Annotated in this window: 15 protein-coding genes and 1 pseudogene; 6 read left to right on the top strand and 10 right to left on the bottom strand. The window is 64.1% G+C overall.

Features of this window, described 5'->3' with window-relative positions; translation table 11 throughout:
• Window positions 1-127: 127 nt before the first annotated feature.
• The 4 genes from KYT87_RS10455 (at window position 128) to KYT87_RS10440 (ending at window position 4347) form a co-directional block, all read left to right on the top strand.
• Complete coding sequence (locus tag KYT87_RS10455) at window positions 128-763, top strand: TetR/AcrR family transcriptional regulator (RefSeq protein ID WP_082134455.1); 636 nt, start codon at window positions 128-130, stop codon at window positions 761-763.
• 107 nt (window positions 764-870) lie between these two features.
• Window positions 871-1794: an MDR family oxidoreductase gene (locus KYT87_RS10450; RefSeq protein WP_370638771.1), complete on the top strand. Its 924-nt coding sequence runs from the start codon at window positions 871-873 to the stop codon at window positions 1792-1794.
• A gap of 269 nt (window positions 1795-2063) precedes the next feature.
• Window positions 2064-3071 (top strand): amino acid ABC transporter substrate-binding protein, encoded by a 1008-nt coding sequence (locus KYT87_RS10445; protein WP_370512741.1) that lies wholly within the window; start codon window positions 2064-2066, stop codon window positions 3069-3071.
• Between the two features lie 73 nt (window positions 3072-3144).
• The gene (locus KYT87_RS10440; protein ID WP_219992184.1) at window positions 3145-4347 is read left to right on the top strand and encodes a PLP-dependent aspartate aminotransferase family protein; all 1203 of its coding nucleotides are present in this window, start codon (window positions 3145-3147) and stop codon (window positions 4345-4347) included.
• Window positions 4348-4420: 73 nt separating this feature from the next.
• Here KYT87_RS10440 and KYT87_RS10435 read toward each other — a convergent pair whose 3' ends face one another.
• The 5 genes from KYT87_RS10435 to KYT87_RS10415 all read right to left on the bottom strand — a co-directional run bounded on the left by KYT87_RS10435 (window position 4421) and on the right by KYT87_RS10415 (window position 9735).
• Window positions 4421-5029 carry a 2-hydroxychromene-2-carboxylate isomerase gene (locus KYT87_RS10435; protein ID WP_046804560.1) on the bottom strand — a complete coding sequence of 203 codons (609 nt, stop codon included), beginning with the start codon at window positions 5027-5029 and terminating at the stop codon, window positions 4421-4423.
• Between the two features lie 3 nt (window positions 5030-5032).
• On the bottom strand, window positions 5033-6364 hold the full coding sequence (locus tag KYT87_RS10430) for an MFS transporter (RefSeq protein ID WP_219992183.1): 1332 nt from the start codon (window positions 6362-6364) through the stop codon (window positions 5033-5035).
• Window positions 6365-6393: 29 nt separating this feature from the next.
• A complete protein-coding gene (locus KYT87_RS10425) occupies window positions 6394-7167 on the bottom strand; it encodes an aldolase (protein WP_046804558.1) in 774 nt (257 codons plus the stop codon).
• Between the two features lie 113 nt (window positions 7168-7280).
• A complete protein-coding gene (locus KYT87_RS10420; protein WP_219992182.1) occupies window positions 7281-8216 on the bottom strand; it encodes a LysR family transcriptional regulator in 936 nt (311 codons plus the stop codon).
• On the bottom strand, window positions 8209-9735 hold the full coding sequence (locus KYT87_RS10415) for a PLP-dependent aminotransferase family protein (RefSeq protein ID WP_219992181.1): 1527 nt from the start codon (window positions 9733-9735) through the stop codon (window positions 8209-8211). Before KYT87_RS10415 ends, KYT87_RS10420 begins: the two co-directional genes overlap by 8 nt.
• Before the next feature lie 158 nt (window positions 9736-9893).
• Here KYT87_RS10415 and KYT87_RS10410 point away from each other — a divergent pair, with 158 nt between their 5' ends.
• A complete protein-coding gene (locus tag KYT87_RS10410; protein ID WP_046804557.1) occupies window positions 9894-10220 on the top strand; it encodes an antibiotic biosynthesis monooxygenase in 327 nt (108 codons plus the stop codon).
• 124 nt (window positions 10221-10344) lie between these two features.
• Here the strand turns inward: KYT87_RS10410 and KYT87_RS10405 are convergent, their stop codons facing one another.
• The 4 genes from KYT87_RS10405 to KYT87_RS10390 form a co-directional block, all read right to left on the bottom strand.
• Window positions 10345-10974, bottom strand: a complete 630-nt coding sequence (locus KYT87_RS10405; protein WP_046804556.1) for a class I SAM-dependent methyltransferase — start codon at window positions 10972-10974, stop codon at window positions 10345-10347.
• Window positions 10971-11510, bottom strand: a complete 540-nt coding sequence (locus KYT87_RS10400; protein ID WP_162941184.1) for a PDDEXK nuclease domain-containing protein — start codon at window positions 11508-11510, stop codon at window positions 10971-10973. The genes KYT87_RS10405 and KYT87_RS10400 overlap by 4 nt, the downstream gene beginning before the upstream one ends.
• A 96-nt stretch (window positions 11511-11606) precedes the next feature.
• A complete protein-coding gene (locus KYT87_RS10395; protein ID WP_219992180.1) occupies window positions 11607-13463 on the bottom strand; it encodes a phosphoenolpyruvate carboxykinase (GTP) in 1857 nt (618 codons plus the stop codon).
• A 142-nt stretch (window positions 13464-13605) separates the two neighbouring features.
• On the bottom strand, window positions 13606-15252 hold the full coding sequence (locus tag KYT87_RS10390; protein WP_219992179.1) for an acyl-CoA synthetase: 1647 nt from the start codon (window positions 15250-15252) through the stop codon (window positions 13606-13608).
• 103 nt (window positions 15253-15355) lie between these two features.
• Between KYT87_RS10390 and KYT87_RS10385 the strand changes: the two are divergent.
• Window positions 15356-16072, top strand: a pseudogene (locus tag KYT87_RS10385) (TetR/AcrR family transcriptional regulator); the annotation flags it as partial.
• Here KYT87_RS10385 and KYT87_RS10380 read toward each other — a convergent pair.
• Complete coding sequence (locus KYT87_RS10380; RefSeq protein ID WP_255594163.1) at window positions 16045-17025, bottom strand: SDR family oxidoreductase; 981 nt, start codon at window positions 17023-17025, stop codon at window positions 16045-16047. The pseudogene KYT87_RS10385 and the gene KYT87_RS10380 sit on opposite strands and share 28 nt — an antisense overlap.
• Window positions 17026-17213 lie beyond the last annotated feature (188 nt).

Raw genomic sequence — 17213 nt, 5'->3', positions numbered from 1 at the left:
AACGAAAAAATTCCTATATTCCCCGATAAAACAGGGGTTTATTCGAATTTTCAGGACCCCAAGCAAGGAGTCATAGCGCGGCAAACGGCGCACTTGAAATAAGAAACGATCGGTCTATACTGCGCCAATGAACACGACACCCCCTGCACGAACCGGCCGCAGAACGCGTGCCCAGGCGTCCTTGGCGCTGGTCGAAACCCGCGACCTGCTAATCCGGGTCGGCATGCAGTTGTTGACCGAACGGGGATTCACCTCCACGGGACTGGACGCCATCCTCAAGCGCGCCACCGTCCCGAAAGGCTCCTTCTATCACTACTTCAAGAACAAGGAAGACTTCGGCCTTCAAGTGATGCAGGCTTACGACGACTACTTCGGCAGGAAGCTTGACCGCTGGCTGCTTGACGCATCCACCCCGCCCTTGCAACGCCTGCGTAATTTCGTTGACGACGCCAAGCAAGGGATGGCGCGGCATGACTACGCTCGCGGCTGCCTGATTGGAAACTTCGGCCAGGAAGTGGGCGCGCTGCCGGAGCCGTACCGCCAGGCCATGAACGGGATTCTTCAGGAGTGGGAAGCGCGCGTGGCGGCCTGCCTGATAGCCGCCCAAGAACAAGGCGCCCTCGGCGCGCAAGCGGATTGCGAGTCGCTTGCCCGGTTCTTCTGGATTGGCTGGGAAGGCGCGGTTCTGCGCGCCAAGATGATGCGCAGCGCCGCGCCCATGGACATCTTTCTTGATGGTTTTCTTGCGGGTCTGCCAGGCTGATCCCGCTTACGCCGGCCGACCGGCCCGGCCCCTCTTACGGAGCTTCCATGTTTAATGGCATCTTGATCGAGAAAGACGACAGCGGTTACCGCGCGTCGATTCAACAGATGGAACAAAGCCGCCTGCCGCAGGCGGACGTGCTGGTCAAAGTGGACTACAGCACCTTGAACTACAAGGACGCGCTGGCCATCACGGGACAGGGCCCGATCGTACGCAGCTTCCCGATGGTGCCGGGCATCGACTTGGCCGGGGTGGTTGAACACAGCGACCACGCGGATTTCAAACCCGGACAACGCGTCATCCTGAATGGTTGGGGCGTGGGAGAGCAGCACTGGGGCGGCCTGGCCCAGTTCGCGCGGGTGGATGCGCAGTGGCTGATACCCGCGCCCGACAGCATATCGAGCCTGCAGGCAATGGCCATCGGCACCGCCGGTTATACGGCGATGCTGTGCGTCATCGCGCTGGAAAAGGCCGGCATCCGGCCGGACGCCGGCGACATCCTCGTGACCGGCGCCAATGGCGGTGTCGGCGGCTACGCCATTGCCATCCTGCACAAGCTGGGATACCGCGTCGTGGCCGCTACCGGCCGACCCAATGAACGCGACTACCTGACCGCTTTGGGCGCGGCGGACATCATCGACCGGTCGACCCTTTCCGCGCCCGGCAAGCCGCTGCAAAAAGAGCGTTGGGCCGCCGGGGTCGATTCCGTCGGCAGCCACACACTGGCCAACTTGTGCGCCAGCGTAAAGGCAGACGGCGCCGTGGCTGCCTGCGGCATGGCGCAAGGCCTGGACTTTCCGGCGTCGGTCGCACCGTTCATTCTTCGCGGCGTCAGCCTGTTAGGGGTCAATAGCGTGACGCGCCCGCGCGCCGAACGCATCCAGGCATGGAGCCGGCTTGCCACGGACTTGCCCGCCGACATCATCGACCGCATCAGCCGCGACATCCCCCTGCGCGAAGCCGTCGCCACCGCGCACGACCTGATGGCAGGCAAGGTGCAGGGGCGCGTCGTAGTGGACGTCAACGCCTGACGCGTAGGCGTTTGAACTGGGCCAGTTTGCGCGAATTCTTCCGTACCAGAATGCGCCCGACAATTACCGGGACGCGCGGCCGCTATCGCTTTTCATAGGAGCAAAGCGGCTGTTCCCGCGCCCGGGAATAGCCCCGGATTCGGCAGCGGAGGAACCGCTAGCGTATACCCGCATGGACACTTTGAGTCATAAACGACACATTACAAGCGTCCTGCGAAGCGCCGATCAGACGTCTCGCCTACCCCTCCGGGAGCCCTGCCGTGAGAATCCTGCCGATCCTTAGCGCCTTGAGCCTTGCCGCGCTCTGCACGCAAGCCGCCCACGCCGGCGCCACGTTCGAGAACATCAAGAAGCGCGGCTTTGTCCAATGTGGCGTCACGACGGATCTGCCCGGCTTCGCCTACACCGACAGCCGCGGCGTGTGGCAAGGCATCGATGTGGACACCTGCCGCGCGATTGCAGCGGCAATGTTTGCCGACCCAGGAAAATCCAAGATCGTTCCGTTGACCACACAAGCCCGCTTTACCGCGTTGCAGTCGGGCGAGGTTGATGTGCTGACCCGCAACACGACGCAGACCATGACGCGAGACACGTCGTTGGGGCTAATTGGCGCCGGGGTCAATTACTACGACAGCCAGGGGCTGATGGCCAAGACCGCGATCGGCATCAAGAGCGCGAAAGCGCTGGATGGCGCGACGATCTGCGTTCTGCCCGGCACGACAACCGAGCTGAACCTGGCCGACTGGTTCCGAGGCAATGCCATTACCTTCAAACCGGTGGTGCTGGACAAGTTCGATGAGATCCTGCGGGCCTTCTCGGCAGGCCGATGTGATGCGATCACTGCCGACAAATCCATGCTTGCCGCCACGCGCCGCAACTTGGGCAGCGATGCCGAGTACATCATCTTTCCGGAATCGCTGTCCAAGGAACCGCTTGGGCCGATGGTGCGCCAAGGCGACGAGCAGTGGTTCAACACGGTGCGCTGGACGTTGAACGCCTTGCTGGAAGCAGAGGAATACGGCATCACGCAGGCCAATGTGGACGACATGCTGAAAAGCGCAAACCCCAACGTGCAACGAATCCTTGGCGTCGTTCCCGGCATGGGCAAGAACCTGGGACTGGAGGACAAATGGGCCTACAACATCGTCAAACGGGTCGGCAACTACGGCGAGATCTACGAGCGTACGCTGGGAATGACAAGCGCCCTGAAACTGGAGCGTGGCATGAACGCGCTCTACAGCAAGGGCGGAATCATGTATGGCTGGCCGATCCGGTAGGCCTGGCGGCTCCCGAATCCAATCGAATCGAACCAAACCACCGAACCGACAGGACATCTCCCAGGACGCAATGATGAAAGACCACGCCAAAGACACTCGCCCGCCGGGCTTTGCCACCAAGGCGATCCACCACGGCTACGACCCTGTGGCCTTTGAAGGCGCCGTGTCGCCCCCCATCTTCCTGACATCGACCTACGCATTTGAATCCACCGAGCAATTTCAGGCGGTGTTCTCGGGCGACAGCGACCGCTGCGTATACGGTCGCCAACAAAATCCCACGCAAAAGCTGCTGGAAGATCGGCTGGCGGCGCTGGAGGGCGCCGAAGCCGCCATTGTGACGGCCTCGGGCATGGGTGCCATTGCCTCCACGTTGCTGACCTTGCTTGCGGCCGGTGATGAAATCGTCGTGCACCACACCATCTACAACACCGCCGGCGCCTTGATGGATGAGGGGCTGCCCAAGTTCGGCGTAAAAGTGGTGCGCGCCGATCTGAGCACAGCGGCCGGCACCCAGGCAGCGATCACGCCGGCCACCAAGCTGGTCTATTTCGAGACGCCCATCAATCCGTCTTGCGAAGTGCTGGACATCCAGCGTATTGCTCAGGCGGCAAAGCGCGTTGGCGCCATGGTGATCGTGGATTCAACGTTTGCATCGCCCGCGCTTCAACGCCCCATCGAACACGGGGCCGACTTGGTTATCCATTCCTTGACCAAGTACCTCAACGGGCATGGCGATATTCTGGGCGGGGTGGCGATCGGCCGTCGCGACACCATTGAGGCCATACGCGCGGCCGGGGCCAAGTATCTGACCGGCGCCACGCCGTCACCGATGTCCTGCTTTCTGGTGCTGCGCGGGCTGAAGACGCTGGATATCCGCATGGAGCGCCATAGCAAAAACGCCTTGGCGGTGGCCCAGATGCTGTCCGCGCACCCGGCCGTGGCCCGCGTTATCTACCCCTTCCTGCCCGACTTTGCCGACCGCGATATCGCCCGCCGGCAGATGTCGGCCGGCAGCGGCATGGTGTCGTTCGAACTGAAAGCCGGCTTTGACGGCGTGGCGCCGATGATTGACAAGCTCAACATCATTGCGCGCGGCATCAGCCTGGGCGACACGGATTCGCTGATCTATCACACGGCGGGCATGGTCGACGCGCGCAAGAAGATCAATCCGAGTCTGCGCCTGAGCCCGGGCGTGAGCCCTGGGCTGGTTCGGCTGTCGGTTGGCCTGGAAGACATCGACGATCTGCTGGACGATCTGAGACAAGCGCTGGCTTGATCCTTCGCCAGCAACGCGCCGGGGCCGCGGGCGGCCCCCGGCGGCCTGCCGGGCGACCGCCCCGGTGTCGGGGTCAGCCCGCGCGTTCAAGCGTGATCGCGCGGTCCAGCATATCCAGGCGATCCTGCCCCCAGAAGACCTCACCGTCATAGACATAACTGGGCGACCCGAACACGCCCGCCGCGACCGCGTCGTCGGTGTTCTTTCTATAACGGGCTTCGATGTCCGGCTGCGCCGCCCGGTCAAAGATCGCCTGCGCCGCGTATCCCTGCTCGGCCAGAATGCGGCGCAACACCGTGGGGTCGGAAATGTCCTCGTCGTCACACCACTCGGCTTGCAGTATCCGCGTGTACAGCGGTGTGATGGGCTGGGGCACTTCCAGGGCCGCGATCACCAGTCGCGACGCCAGGTCCCCGTTGGGACACATGAACGCCGGCTGCGGGTTGACCGGCGTCTCCAACAGCCGGCACCAGCGCTTCAGTTCGGCAATGCGATAGGCCTGCCGCTCGGGCGACCGCTGGCCGAGTAGCACGCCGCCGGTACGTCGATAGACGTCGGGCAGATCGACAAGCCGATAGTTGATGCCGACGCCATGCCGCGCGGCCAGCGCGTCCAGCCGCTGCGCGCCTAGATAGGCCCAGTCGGAGTTGATCCAGAAGTAATAGTCGATGTTCTTGTCCATGGCTTAGCGCGTCGTGATGGGTTGACGGGCGTTGAACCGTTCGGGTCCGTGCATGAACAGCGCGCTGGCCGCTGCGATAACGCCAAGAATGCTCAGGTACCAGACGATGTACTTGGGATTGCCGTCGGCGTAAGCCAACAGCGACGTAGCGATCAACGGCGCCAGGCCGCCGCCGATGGCGCCCGACACCTGCACGGCAAGCGATATTCCGCTGTAGCGCACTTCCGGCGGGAACTGCGATGAAAACAAGCTGCCCTGCGGCCCATACAAGCAACCATAGATCAAGCCCACCGCAATGATCATCGCCCAATTGATGCTGCTAGGCTGGCCGGTCTGCAACAGCGTGAAAAAGGTGGGCGCATAGAAGATGATGGCCAGTGACCCCAGGATGAACACCGAGCGATAGCCGACGCGGTCGCCAAGAATGCCGAACAACGGCATGGTGAACAGCGCCGCTGCCGCGCCCCAGATGGTCGCGTCCAGCATCACGGCACGGGGCACGCCCAGGCTTCCCGTCGCATACGCCAAGGCAAAGGTCACCACCGTATAGAACCAGGTCACTTCGGCCAGGCGCCCGCCGATAACGGCCAACACTTCACGGGGATACTTCTTCAGCACGACCTTGGCGGGCACATCGACTTTTTCTCCCTTGTTTTCCATGTTCTGAAAGTCTGGCGATTCCGCCACCTTGACCCGGATGAACCAGCCGACCAACAACAGCACGACGCTGGCCACGAAGGGCACGCGCCATCCCCAGGACAACATGTCTTCTTCGGGCAGCTGCGCTACCGCCGCCATCGCCAGCGACGACAGGATCAGTCCCGGCGCCACACCCACTTGCGGCAAGCTGCCAAAGAACCCTTTCTTGCCTTCGGGCGCATGTTCCACGGCCATCAACACGGCCCCACCCCATTCGCCGCCCACGGCAATGCCCTGCAAAAATCGCATGCAGACCAGCAACACGGCCGCCCAATAGCCGATGCTGTCGTAAGACGGGATCAGCCCGATGAGGATGGTCGGTATGCCCATCAAAAACAGCGTAATCAACAGCATGGACTTGCGACCGACCCGGTCGCCGAAATGCCCGAAGATGACGCCGCCCAGTGGCCGGGCAAAAAAGCCCACCGAATAGGTGGCGAAGGCGGCCAGCGTCCCGGTGATGGGATCGAAAGCGGGAAAGAAAATCTTGTTGAAAATCAGCGCCGCGGCGGTGCCGTACAGAAAGTAGTCATACCACTCGATCGTGGTGCCCATGAAGCTGGCAATGCCCGCCGTAACGTGCTGGCGCGACTTCCCCTTGCCACCCTGATTGGATTGGGTGTTCTTGTCGTTCATTTGGTGTTCCTTGCGGAGGTAGGCGCGGCTTATTTCGGGCCGGCAAGCCGGTCCGTCTGACGGGACCAGTAATTGAAAGTGGCTTGGACAATGGAGCGCTTGAGCAGGTAGTCGTGCGCTTCCTTCGCCAGCCTCGCGTCCACCGGCGTCAATGGGCCGAACGCCTGGGCGCGCACCTGCAAGCGCGCAGCGCGTTCCAGGTAAACGGACAGATAGGTGGCTTCCTCGACCGAAACGCCGGCGGTCAGATAGCCGTGATGGGCCAACAAAATAGACTTCTTTTGGCCCAATGCCGCCGAAATGATCACGCCCTCTTCGTCTGCAATCGGCACGCCCGGCCATTCGCCAAGAAAGGCGCAATCGTCGAACAGCGGCGCCATGTCCATCTGCGCCACAACCAAAGGCTGGCGCGCGGTGGCCAGCGTGGTCGCCCAAGGCGAATGCGTGTGGATGATCGATTGGACGTCGGGCCGATTGCGGTACACCCACAGGTGAAAACGGGTGGCCGGGTTGGCCATGCCGGTGCCGGAAATCGTATTCAGGTCCTGGTCGACCTCGATAAAGTCGTCAGGCGTGGCTTCGTCAAAGCCCAGGCCGAAGCGTAGTGTCCAATAGGCATTTGGCGTGTCCGATCGCGCGCTGATCTGCCCCGCCAAGCCCGCTTCTTGCCCCGTCATCGCCAGGATGCGACAGGCGTAGGCCAGGGTTTCATTCAAGGACCGATCCTGGCCTTTGAGGTGTTGCGCCATCTCTTGCGTGGCGCGCTCGTCGAAATACGCTTTGCTGCGGAGCTCGTCGCTCATCTCTTACCCCTTGTGAAGTCGACACGGAGTCGGTGGGCCGAGTATGAGAAGTGCGCAAAGCGACGTCGATGCGTCTGAGGCTATATCAGCTATTCAGTCATTCAGTCATTCAGTTATTCGGTCATACGCTTGCAAAGACGCTGCGCGATCTGCAACGTCAGCGCCGCCAGCGGAAACAGTGCGTAGCCGTCGCGGTGGATCGCCACTACCTTACGCGCCAGCCGTCCCCCGGTGATGGTAATTTTCTTCAGCCGGTGGTCCTGCAACAGGCGGTCGGGCATGCGGGTCGGCAACAGGCAGTTGCCGATGCCCGCCGACACGAGTTCCAGCGCAGAATCCACCGTGTCGGTCTCGGCCGACACCACATAGTTCAGCCGCGAATGGTGCAGCATTTTTCGCAGTGCGTAGTGCTCGGGAAAGGCCACCAGCCGCAACGGCCGCGACCAGATATCGGTCGTCTCGTCGTAGGCGTCATCGTCGATCCGGGCGATCAGGCACATCTGGTCTTCAAACAATGGGACGGACACCAGGCCGGGGCTGGCGACGGCCGAGTCGTACACGAAACCCAATTCCGCCTTGCCCGAGGCCACCAGGTCGACCACTTCCGGCGAACTGCGCGCCATCAAGTGCAGATTGGCATCACCCCCTTCGTGAGCCACCGCCGACACCAGATCGCCCAGGAAGTAATAAGTCAGCGTGTGCACCGCCGCGATGCGCAGCGACGAAGAACCGGCCGAACTGGAATCCCGCGTCTTGGCAACGGTGTCATCGATCAATTGAAACGCGGGTGCCACCGCGCGGTGCAACGTTCGCCCAACGTCGCTAAGCACCATGCCCCGCCCGTTGCGATCAAAAACCGGGCGGCCCAAATAGGCTTCCAAGGCGGATATCTGCCGGCTAAGACTGGGTTGCGAAATGCCCAGTTCGTCGGCGGCGCGGGACATGGACCCGCACGCGGCAATCGTCAGAAAATACCGCAGCCGGCGATCGGAATCGCCGGTGCCCTTGTCAACGTCGGCATCGACAGGCGGAAGGTTCAATTTAGGCACGGCGCGTTTCCGAGGAGTCGATGCTGATGCCGGCAGCGGTGCTGCCCGCGCGTAATGTCTGGATGGCGCGAGCCAGCCGCAGCACGCCCTCGTCAATGGCCGCGGGCGCCAGACTGGCGTAGCCCAGAACAAGGCCGGCGCAGCAATGCGAGCGGTGCGCCTCGCCCTTGAAATACAGGGGTGAGATGGGTCGAACGCCCACGCCGTGCTGCCGGGCCAGGCTGACCAGCTCAGGCTCGTCAGCCTCTGCCACCCCGGGCACCCACACCACCACGTGCAAGCCGGAGGCCGAACCCGCCACCTGGACGGCGTCGGGCAGGTGGCGTTCCAGGGCGCGCAGCAGGGCGACGCGGCGCGCTTCGTTTTGCCGCCGGCAACGTCGCACGTGGCGTTCATACGACCCGTCTTCAATTAACGAAGCCAGCGCCGCCTGTTCCAGCCGGGGTGCGTGCCGGTCCATCAGCCGCTTGGCCTCTCGAAACACGCTGACCAGGCTGGGTGGCAGCACCAGATAGCCCATTCGCATCTGCGGGGACAGGGCTTTGGAAAACGTGCCGACATAGATGACGGCGCCTGAATCGTCGATGGATTGCAGCGTATCGACGGGACGCATTCCATAGCGGAATTCACCGTCGTAGTCGTCTTCGACGATCCATGCCCGCTGCCTGGCCGCCCACGCCAGCAGCGCCCTGCGGCGGGCGATGGGCATCACGCCGCCCAAGGGAAACTGGTGCGACGGCGTCACGTAGACCAGGCGCGTGCGTTCTTCGGGCAGGGCCTCGGACAGCAGCCCTTGTTCGTCCACAGGCACTTCGCGCACATCCGCCCCCACGGCCTCGAACAGGCGGCGGGCCATCACGTAGCAAGGGTCTTCGACCAGCACCGTATCGTCAGCGTCCACCAGTACGCGCGCGCATAGATCGATTGCCTGTTGCGAGCCATGCACGATAAGGATCTGGTCGGCGTGACAGGCCAGCCCCCGTGCCCGGCGCAAATAGCCTTGCAGCGCCACACGCAGCGCAAGTTCACCCTGGGGAGCCTGGTAATAAAGACTAGGCTGGCGTTGTACCAAGGCTCGGTTATAGGCTTTGCGCCACGCCAGCACCGGGAAGTCGTCAAAGGCCAAGGCGCCATATAGAAAATCAATAACGCGCGGATCGGCGCCAAAAACCTGCGGCCCATCTTTGTCGAGAAAGCCGCGCACTTTCTTGCCGTACGCCGACAAGCGCAGCACCGCATCCGGCGCTGCCATGGCCGGCCGTGGATTCACATCGGCGTGGGCGGCGCCGGCCGCCACGCGCGCGCGGCGGCCCAGGCTGGTCTCAACGTAGCCTTCGGCGGCCAGCTGTTCGTAGACCGTCGTGATCGTGGTGCGGGACACCGCCAGGTCCAGCGCCATCGCCCGCGTCGAAGGCAAGGGCATGCCCGCGCGCAAGGTGCCATCAAGGATCTGCGCCCTGATGCGTTCATAGATGCGGCGGCTGGTGTCGGCTGGGGGCTTGGCCGGGGACGTAGGCATGAGCGGCTTAACTGGCTTGAAAAAAATCAATCGGACTGGACGTTTTCATTGTGCCAGAGGTGCGTCATAGTCTCGTTTTTTCTTATCCGTGTTCGCGCGGCTTTGCGCTTGATTTCCGCTTGGCTTCTGCTTGGTTTTTTCCCCTGCCTTTTTCCTTTATGTACACCGCAACCTTCACATTCATGCCCGGCGAGTACGACAGCGCCTTCCACGAAATGGACAACGCCATCGCGGCCATCGCGCGGTCCATTCCCGGCTATCTGGGCGAGGAAGCCTGGGAAAATCCGGCGACGGGCCTGGTATCCAACGTGTATTACTGGAGCAACCGCGAAGCCCTGCAGCAGCTGATCGACCACAAGGACCACCTCAAGGCCAAACGGCAGCAGGCCAAGTGGCTACGCGGTTATCAGGTGGTCATTGCCGAAGTCATCACAAGCTATGGCGACGGAGGCATCGCGCATCCGTTGAACCGCCCCGTCCAGTAACCGCGCAAGGCCGTGGAACCGGCTTTGGGCGACCGGCGGCGGGCGACCGGCGGCGGGAGATCGACTTCGGGCGACCAGCTTCGGGCGACCGGCGCCAGGAAGCCTGGCAGTTGAACCCCGCGCCCTACCCCGGACGCCGCCACACCGTCGCCAGCCAGGGCTGCTGGTCGCGCGGCAGGCCGTCGGGGCGGTAATAGTGTTCAAGTTCTTCGAAGCCGGCAGCCTCCATCAGCGCGCGCCAGCCTTCCAGGTCGTGGTACGCGCCGTAGCGCCCACGGTTCCAGCCTTCCTGGTTGCCGCCACGAGGGTTTGAGCAGAACAGCACGCCGCCGGGCCGCAGCGCGGACCATAGCTCGCGCAGCACGCGCGGCAATTCCTGGCCGGGCACGTGGAACAACACGGCGTTGGCGAAGATGCCGTCAAAACGTTCGGCGGGCAGCGACAGTTGCAGGAAGTCCTGGTGCCAGACCTCGCAGCCGGACGCGGCGCGCGCCATCTTGACGAAGCTTTGCGTGCCATCCAGCCCCACCGGCCGATGGCCCAGCGCGGCGAACGCCATCAGGTCGCGGCCAGGGCCGCAGCCCAGATCCAGGATGTCGTACGGCGGCTCGACACGGATGTGGCGCAGCAGCGCGGCAATGTTCTGCGTGACATCGTGTCCACGCGTGTTGGCCGCGAACGCCTCGGCGTTCTCTTCGTAGTTCGCCAAGGTCAGCGCGGTAATCTTGGCCAGGTCTTCCGGATCGAGTTTCATGACGGCATTGTGCTCGATTGCGACGCGCGTTGCTCAAGTCGCGCCCGGGCGCGCCGCGCCGCCTGCTGCAAGCGCTGCGCCAGCACCGCGCGGGGCGGCAGGTCGGTGGGATATTGCGCCGCTTCCACGCCGGACGGCGTCAGCGCAAGCAGCTGGATGTATTCGGTTTGCGTGCCGGCGCACAGGATCATGCCCAGCGGCGTCGCTTCTTCGGCCCGGCGGTCGGATTTGTCCAGCCAGCGCAGGCAAGATTCCATCTGCCTCTCGCTGATGACGCAGGACTCGTCCAGCGTCATGACAAGGGCCACCAGCCGGCGAAGCTTGCGGTGAAAGAACAGCAAGTCCAGGGTGTGGTCGTCGTTGTCGATGCGCAGGCGCTTTTGCCTGGCCACGAACGCGAGGCCGACATCGAGCTGCATCAGGAAGGATTCCATATCCGCCACGATGGCCATGTGCAGCGCACGCGCCGGTGCTGCATCGGCGGGCATTGCGCGGCCTGCCCGACTGCCGGATTCGCCCAGATTCCACTTCGTCACGACGACTACTCCTTAGATTCCCAACGAAGCATCCATCATGAAATAGAAAAGCCCGCGCGCCTACCGGGCACGCGGGCTTCTAGGACCAAGTCAGACTCAGGCGGCCAGACGGCCTTCGATCTTGGTCTTGGTGGCGGGCAGGTCTTCCGGCAAGCCTTGGGACAATTGGCCGAACAGTTCGTGGTGCAGCGCCAGTTCGTCGCGCCAGGCGTCGGCGTCCACCGACATGACCTGCTCGAACTTGTCGGGCGTGAACTCCAGGCCGGTCCAGTCGATGTCCTGGTAGCTCGGCGATACGCCGAACACCTGGTCCACGCCCTTGGATTCGCCGTCGATACGGCCCAGCATCCAGCGCAGCACGCGCATGTTTTCGCCAAAGCCCGGCCAGACGAACTTGCCGTCGGGACCCTTGCGGAACCAGTTGACGCAGTAAATGCGCGGCAAGGTGGCGCCGGTGGCTTCCAGTTGCTTGCCCAGCTTGAGCCAGTGGTTGAAGTAGTCGCTCATGTTGTAGCCGCAGAACGGCAGCATGGCGAAGGGGTCGCGGCGCACCACGCCCTGCTGCCCGACGGCGGCGGCGGTGGTTTCCGAGCCCATGGTCGCGGCCATGTACACGCCTTCCACCCAGCTGCGGGCCTCGGTCACCAGCGGCACGGTGGTCGAGCGGCGGCCGCCGAAGATGAACGCGTCGATGACCACGCCCTTCGGGTTTTGCCATTCGGGGTCGATGGACGGGCATTGCGCGGCCGGCGCGGTAAAGCGCGCGTTCGGGTGCGCGGCCTTGCGGCCGGTCTCGCGGGCGATGGCGGGCGTCCAGTCCTGGCCTTGCCAGTCGATCAGGTGCGCGGGCGGCGTGTCGGTCATGCCTTCCCACCAGACGTCGCCATCATCGGTCAGCGCCACGTTGGTGAAGATGACGTTGGCCTTGAGCGTGGCCATCGCGTTGAAGTTGGTCTGTTCGCTGGTGCCCGGGGCTACGCCGAAATAGCCGGCTTCCGGGTTGATGGCGTGCAGGCGGCCGTCGGGGCCGGGCTTGATCCAGGCGATGTCGTCGCCGATGGTGGTGACCTTCCAGCCGTCCATGCCCTGCGGCGGGATCAGCATGGCGAAGTTGGTCTTGCCGCAGGCCGACGGGAATGCCGCGGCCACGTGATACTTGCGGCCCTTGGGCGAGGTAACGCCCAGGATCAGCATGTGTTCGGCCAGCCAGCCCTGGTCGCGGCCCATGGTGGACGCGATGCGCAACGCGAAGCACTTCTTGCCCAGCAGCGCGTTGCCGCCATAGCCCGAGCCGAAGCTCCAGATTTCGCGGCTCTTGGGGAAATGCACGATGTACTTGGTGGGGTTGCACGGCCACGGCACGTCGGCTTCGCCGGCGGCAAGCGGCTTGCCCACGGAATGCACGCACGGCACGAAGTCGCCGTCGGTGCCCAGCACGTCGTACACGGCCTTGCCCATGCGGGTCATGATGCGCATGTTCACGACCACATACGGGCTGTCGGACAGTTCGACGCCGATGTGGGCGATGTCCGAGCCCAACGGGCCCATCGAGAACGGCACGACGTACAGCGTGCGGCCGCGCATGGCGCCGTCGAACAGGCCGTTCAACGTGTCGCGCATTTCAGCCGGATCGGCCCAGTTGTTGGTGGGGCCGGCGTCTTCGGCGCGGTCGGAACAGATGAAGGTGCGGTCTTCCACGCGCGCCACGTCGGACGGGTCCGAGCACGCCAGGAAGGAATTGGGCCGCTTGGCGGGGTTGAGCCGGCGCATCGTGCCGGCCTGGACCATCTGTTCACACAGGCGGTCGTATTCTTCCTGCGAACCGTCGCACCAGACCACGCGGTCGGGCTTGGCCAGTGCTACAAAACTGGCTACCCAGTCGATCAGGCCGCGATGCTTGACGTAGGCGGGCACGTTCAACGCAGCCAACCCCCCATCCAATGGCTTATTCATTGGGGCTATCTCCATGCTTAGACGAATGGTGATACGGCCCCAATTGCGTGGGGCCGTATGTAATTTGCGCCATCATACTTGCAGCGCGGGGCAACCCGTCAACCCATCCTCATGGACGAGATTGTCACGGGTTGAGACGAGCTCAACGGTAGTTACCGTCGCGCAACTCCCGGCGGATGATCTTGCCGGTAGCCGTGGTTGGCAAACTGGTTACAAACCGGATGGCGCGCGGGTATTCATGGGCGGCCAGGCGGGTGCGTACATGCGCCTGCAAGTCGCGCACCAGGGCGTCGTCGCCGGTGACGCCGTCATTCAACACGACATAGGCCATGACGATCTCGGTGCGCTGCTCATCGGGCACGCCCACCACCGCCGCCATGCGCACGGCGGGGTGGCCGATCAGGCAGTCTTCGATGGGCGCGGGGCCGATGCGGTAGCCCGCGCTGGTGATGACGTCGTCGTTGCGGCCGACAAAGCGGATAAAGCCGCGCGCATCGCGCACGCCCAGGTCGCCGGTCAGCAGGTAGTCACCCACGAACTTTTCGGCGGTGGCCTCGGGGTTATTCCAGTAGCCCAGGAACATGACGGGGTCCGGCCGCAATACGCCGATGTTGCCCTCCTGTCCATCGGCCACTTCAACGCCCTGGTCATCCACAATAGCCGCCCGGTGACCGGGCGCGGCGCGGCCGATCGAACCGATTTCCGGGTCGAACAGCGACGAACACGACGACACCAGCATGTTGCATTCGGTCTGGCCGTAGAACTCGTTGATGGTCACGCCCAGCACGCGGCGGCCCCAGTCGATGAGCTCGGCGCCCAACGACTCCCCGCCGCTGGCCACCGAGCGCAGCGCCAGCGGGCCGGCGCCATCCGGGTAGGCGGACCCGCGCATCATCTTCAGCGCGGTGGGCGGCAGGAATGTGTGGGTGACGCCGTGGCGCGCCATGAGCGCCAGCGCGGCGCTGCCGTCGAACTTCTCGAAGCGGCGGGCCAGGACCGGCACGCCGTGATGCCAGGACGGAAGCAGCACGTCCAGCAGCCCGCCGATCCAGGCCCAGTCGGCCGGCGTCCACATCAGGGCGGCGTTTTCGGGGAAGAATTCGTGCGACATTTCCACGCCGGGCAAGTGGCCCAGCAGGACGCGATGCGCGTGCAGCGCGCCCTTGGGCTTGCCGGTGGTGCCGGACGTGTAGATGATCACGGCGGGGTCGTCGGCGCGCGTGGCGACCGGTTCAAAATCGTCCGATTCCGTGGCCAGTGCGGGGTGGAACGGCACGGCGGCGCCGTCGTTGTCGCCAGCGTCATCGCCGTCGCCATCCCCATCGATGCAATAAATGACCTTCAGGCCGGGCAGGCTGGCGCGTATCTCGCGCAGCTTGCGGCAGCCCTCGGTGTCGGTCACCAGCGCCACGGCGCCGCTATTGGCCAGCCGGTACTGGATGGCGTCCACGCCGAACAGCGTGAACAGCGGCACCGCCACCGCGCCCATTTTGTAGACGGCGATGTGGGTTACCGCCGTTTCGGGCGCCTGGGGCAGGTACACGGCCACGCGGTCGCCGCGCCGCACGCCATGGCGGATCAGGCTGTGCGCCAGGCGGTTCGATTGCGCCTTGATATCGTCGAACGAGTAGCGGGTTTGCGCGCCGTCGCTTTTTTCGAAGATCAGCGCCAGGCGGCCGCTGCCGTCCGCCCATTTGTCGCAGGCGTCCACGCCAATGTTGTAGGTGTCCGGCACCTGCCATTGGAATTCGGACACAAGCTGCTTGTAGGATGCCTTTCGGGACAGCATGGTTTTGTCTCTGATGTTGTTATGGAAATCGCCCAGGGCTTGCTGAACTTGCTTGACCCTGGCTCAATAATAAGCCTCGCCCCACCGCCCTTTTGCCGTTCGCATGGAAAAAACTCCCGTCGTTCCGATCCGCCGCCCGCCCGCCAGCGCCAAGTCCGAACAGCGCATACGGGACATCCTGCACATGGCCCGGCAGGTGTTTTCCGAGGCCGGCTTCCAGGCCGCCACCACCACCGAGATCGCCCAGCGCCTGGGCGTGTCCGAAGCCACGATCTTCACGTACTTCGGCGGCAAGCGGGAATTGTGCGTGCGGGTGATCGGCGACTGGTATGACGAAATCATCGCCAAGGTGGAAGACAACCTGCCGCACGTGCACGGGGCGCGGGCGCAGCTGCATTACCTTGTGCATACCCATTTGCGGCATCTGCTGGCCGAGGGGCCGGGGCTGTGCGCCTTCATCCTGTCCGAAGGGCGCGCGCGCAACGACGATTTCGGCGAGGTCTACGCGGCCCTGCAACGGCGCTATACCGCCCCGCTGATGCGCATCCTGGCGCAGGGGCAGGCCGATGGCGACATCCGGCAAGACATGCCCCTGCGGTTGCTGCGGTCCACGGTTTACGGCCCGATGGAGCACGTGCTGTGGGACGCAATGTTGCGCGGCGCGCGGGTAGACGTGGCCACCACCGCCGACCAGCTGGTCGGGTTCTTGTGGCAAGCCCTGCAACCGCCACACCGCGACGCGCTGGCGCTGGCGCAGTTCCGGGGCGAGGTGCGCGACGCCCTGCACCGGCTTCACGCGTCGGAAGAATCGGCCGAGGGTTTCGCTTCGGCTGCGCGCGCGGCATCGGTCGCGCCCGCCGCTTCGGCTGCATCTTCCGCACCGCCCCCCTCCCCCGCATCGGCAAACAAGGACGGCGGCACGTACTGAGGAAAGCCGTTGTAGACCTCGCCCCGTTCGGCCGGCTGCAAGGTCCAGGAATGGCGTGCGTTCGGCACGCCGCCATCCACGCGGATGACCGTGCCATTGATGAAGGCGGCCGCCGGCGACAACAGGAACACCACGGCCGCGGCCAGTTCGGCCTCGGTGCCAAAGCGTTGCAACGGCACCTTGGTTTTCAGGTCGCGCAGCACCGCGCGGTAGTGGTCGTCGTAGCTGTCCATGCCGCTGGAGGCAATCCAGCCCGGCGCCACCGCATTGACGCGCACGCCGGCATGCGCCCATTCGCACGCGGCGGTTTCGGTCAGGTTCCAGACCCCGGCGCGGGCCGCGCCCGAATGCCCCATGCCGGGCATGCCGCCCCAGATATCGGCCAGCATGTTGACGATGGCCCCGCCGTGCCGGCGCATGTGCTGGGTGTAGACCTCGCGCGCCATCAGGAAGGTGCCGTGCAAATTGTTCTGCACGACCGCGTTCCAGCCGTTCAGGCTGATGCGGTCCAGCGGCGCGGGGAACTGCCCGCCCGCGCAATTGAACAAGCCGTCGATGGCGCCGTGCCGGGCCAGCACGTCCGCCACCGCGCCGCGCACGCCGGCTTCATCACGAATGTCGCAGGCGTGCAGGCTGACGCGGCCGGCGGCTTCGGGGTAGACGCGGGCGATTTCCGCGCCCACCGCTTCCAGCTTTTCCAGCTTGCGGCCCACCAGCGCCAGGTTCGCGCCCAGCGATGCCAGCTCGTGCGCCGTGCAACGGCCCAGACCGCTGCCGCCGCCTGTCACGACAACAGTCTTGCCATCGAAAAGCCCCGGTCTGAACACCGACGCATAGCGCGACATGGCGGCTTGGCCGCCCGCTGTCGGGTCTGCTGTAAAGCCCGAGGCGGTGCCCAAGGCGGGGTTGGCCTGCACATTCGATTCTGGGTTCATGCCTCGCTCCGTTATTTTTTTGAGGATAACTCAATATTTATATCGAACCCATCCCTGCAATCCCGATTCCGTCCTAGAATCTTTCGGTTGCTGCCCCC

This window comes from Achromobacter sp. ES-001 (assembly GCF_019448355.1).
Taxonomy (GTDB): Bacteria; Pseudomonadota; Gammaproteobacteria; order Burkholderiales; family Burkholderiaceae_B; genus Achromobacter; species Achromobacter spanius_B.
This window is presented reverse-complemented; position numbering and strand designations above follow the sequence as displayed.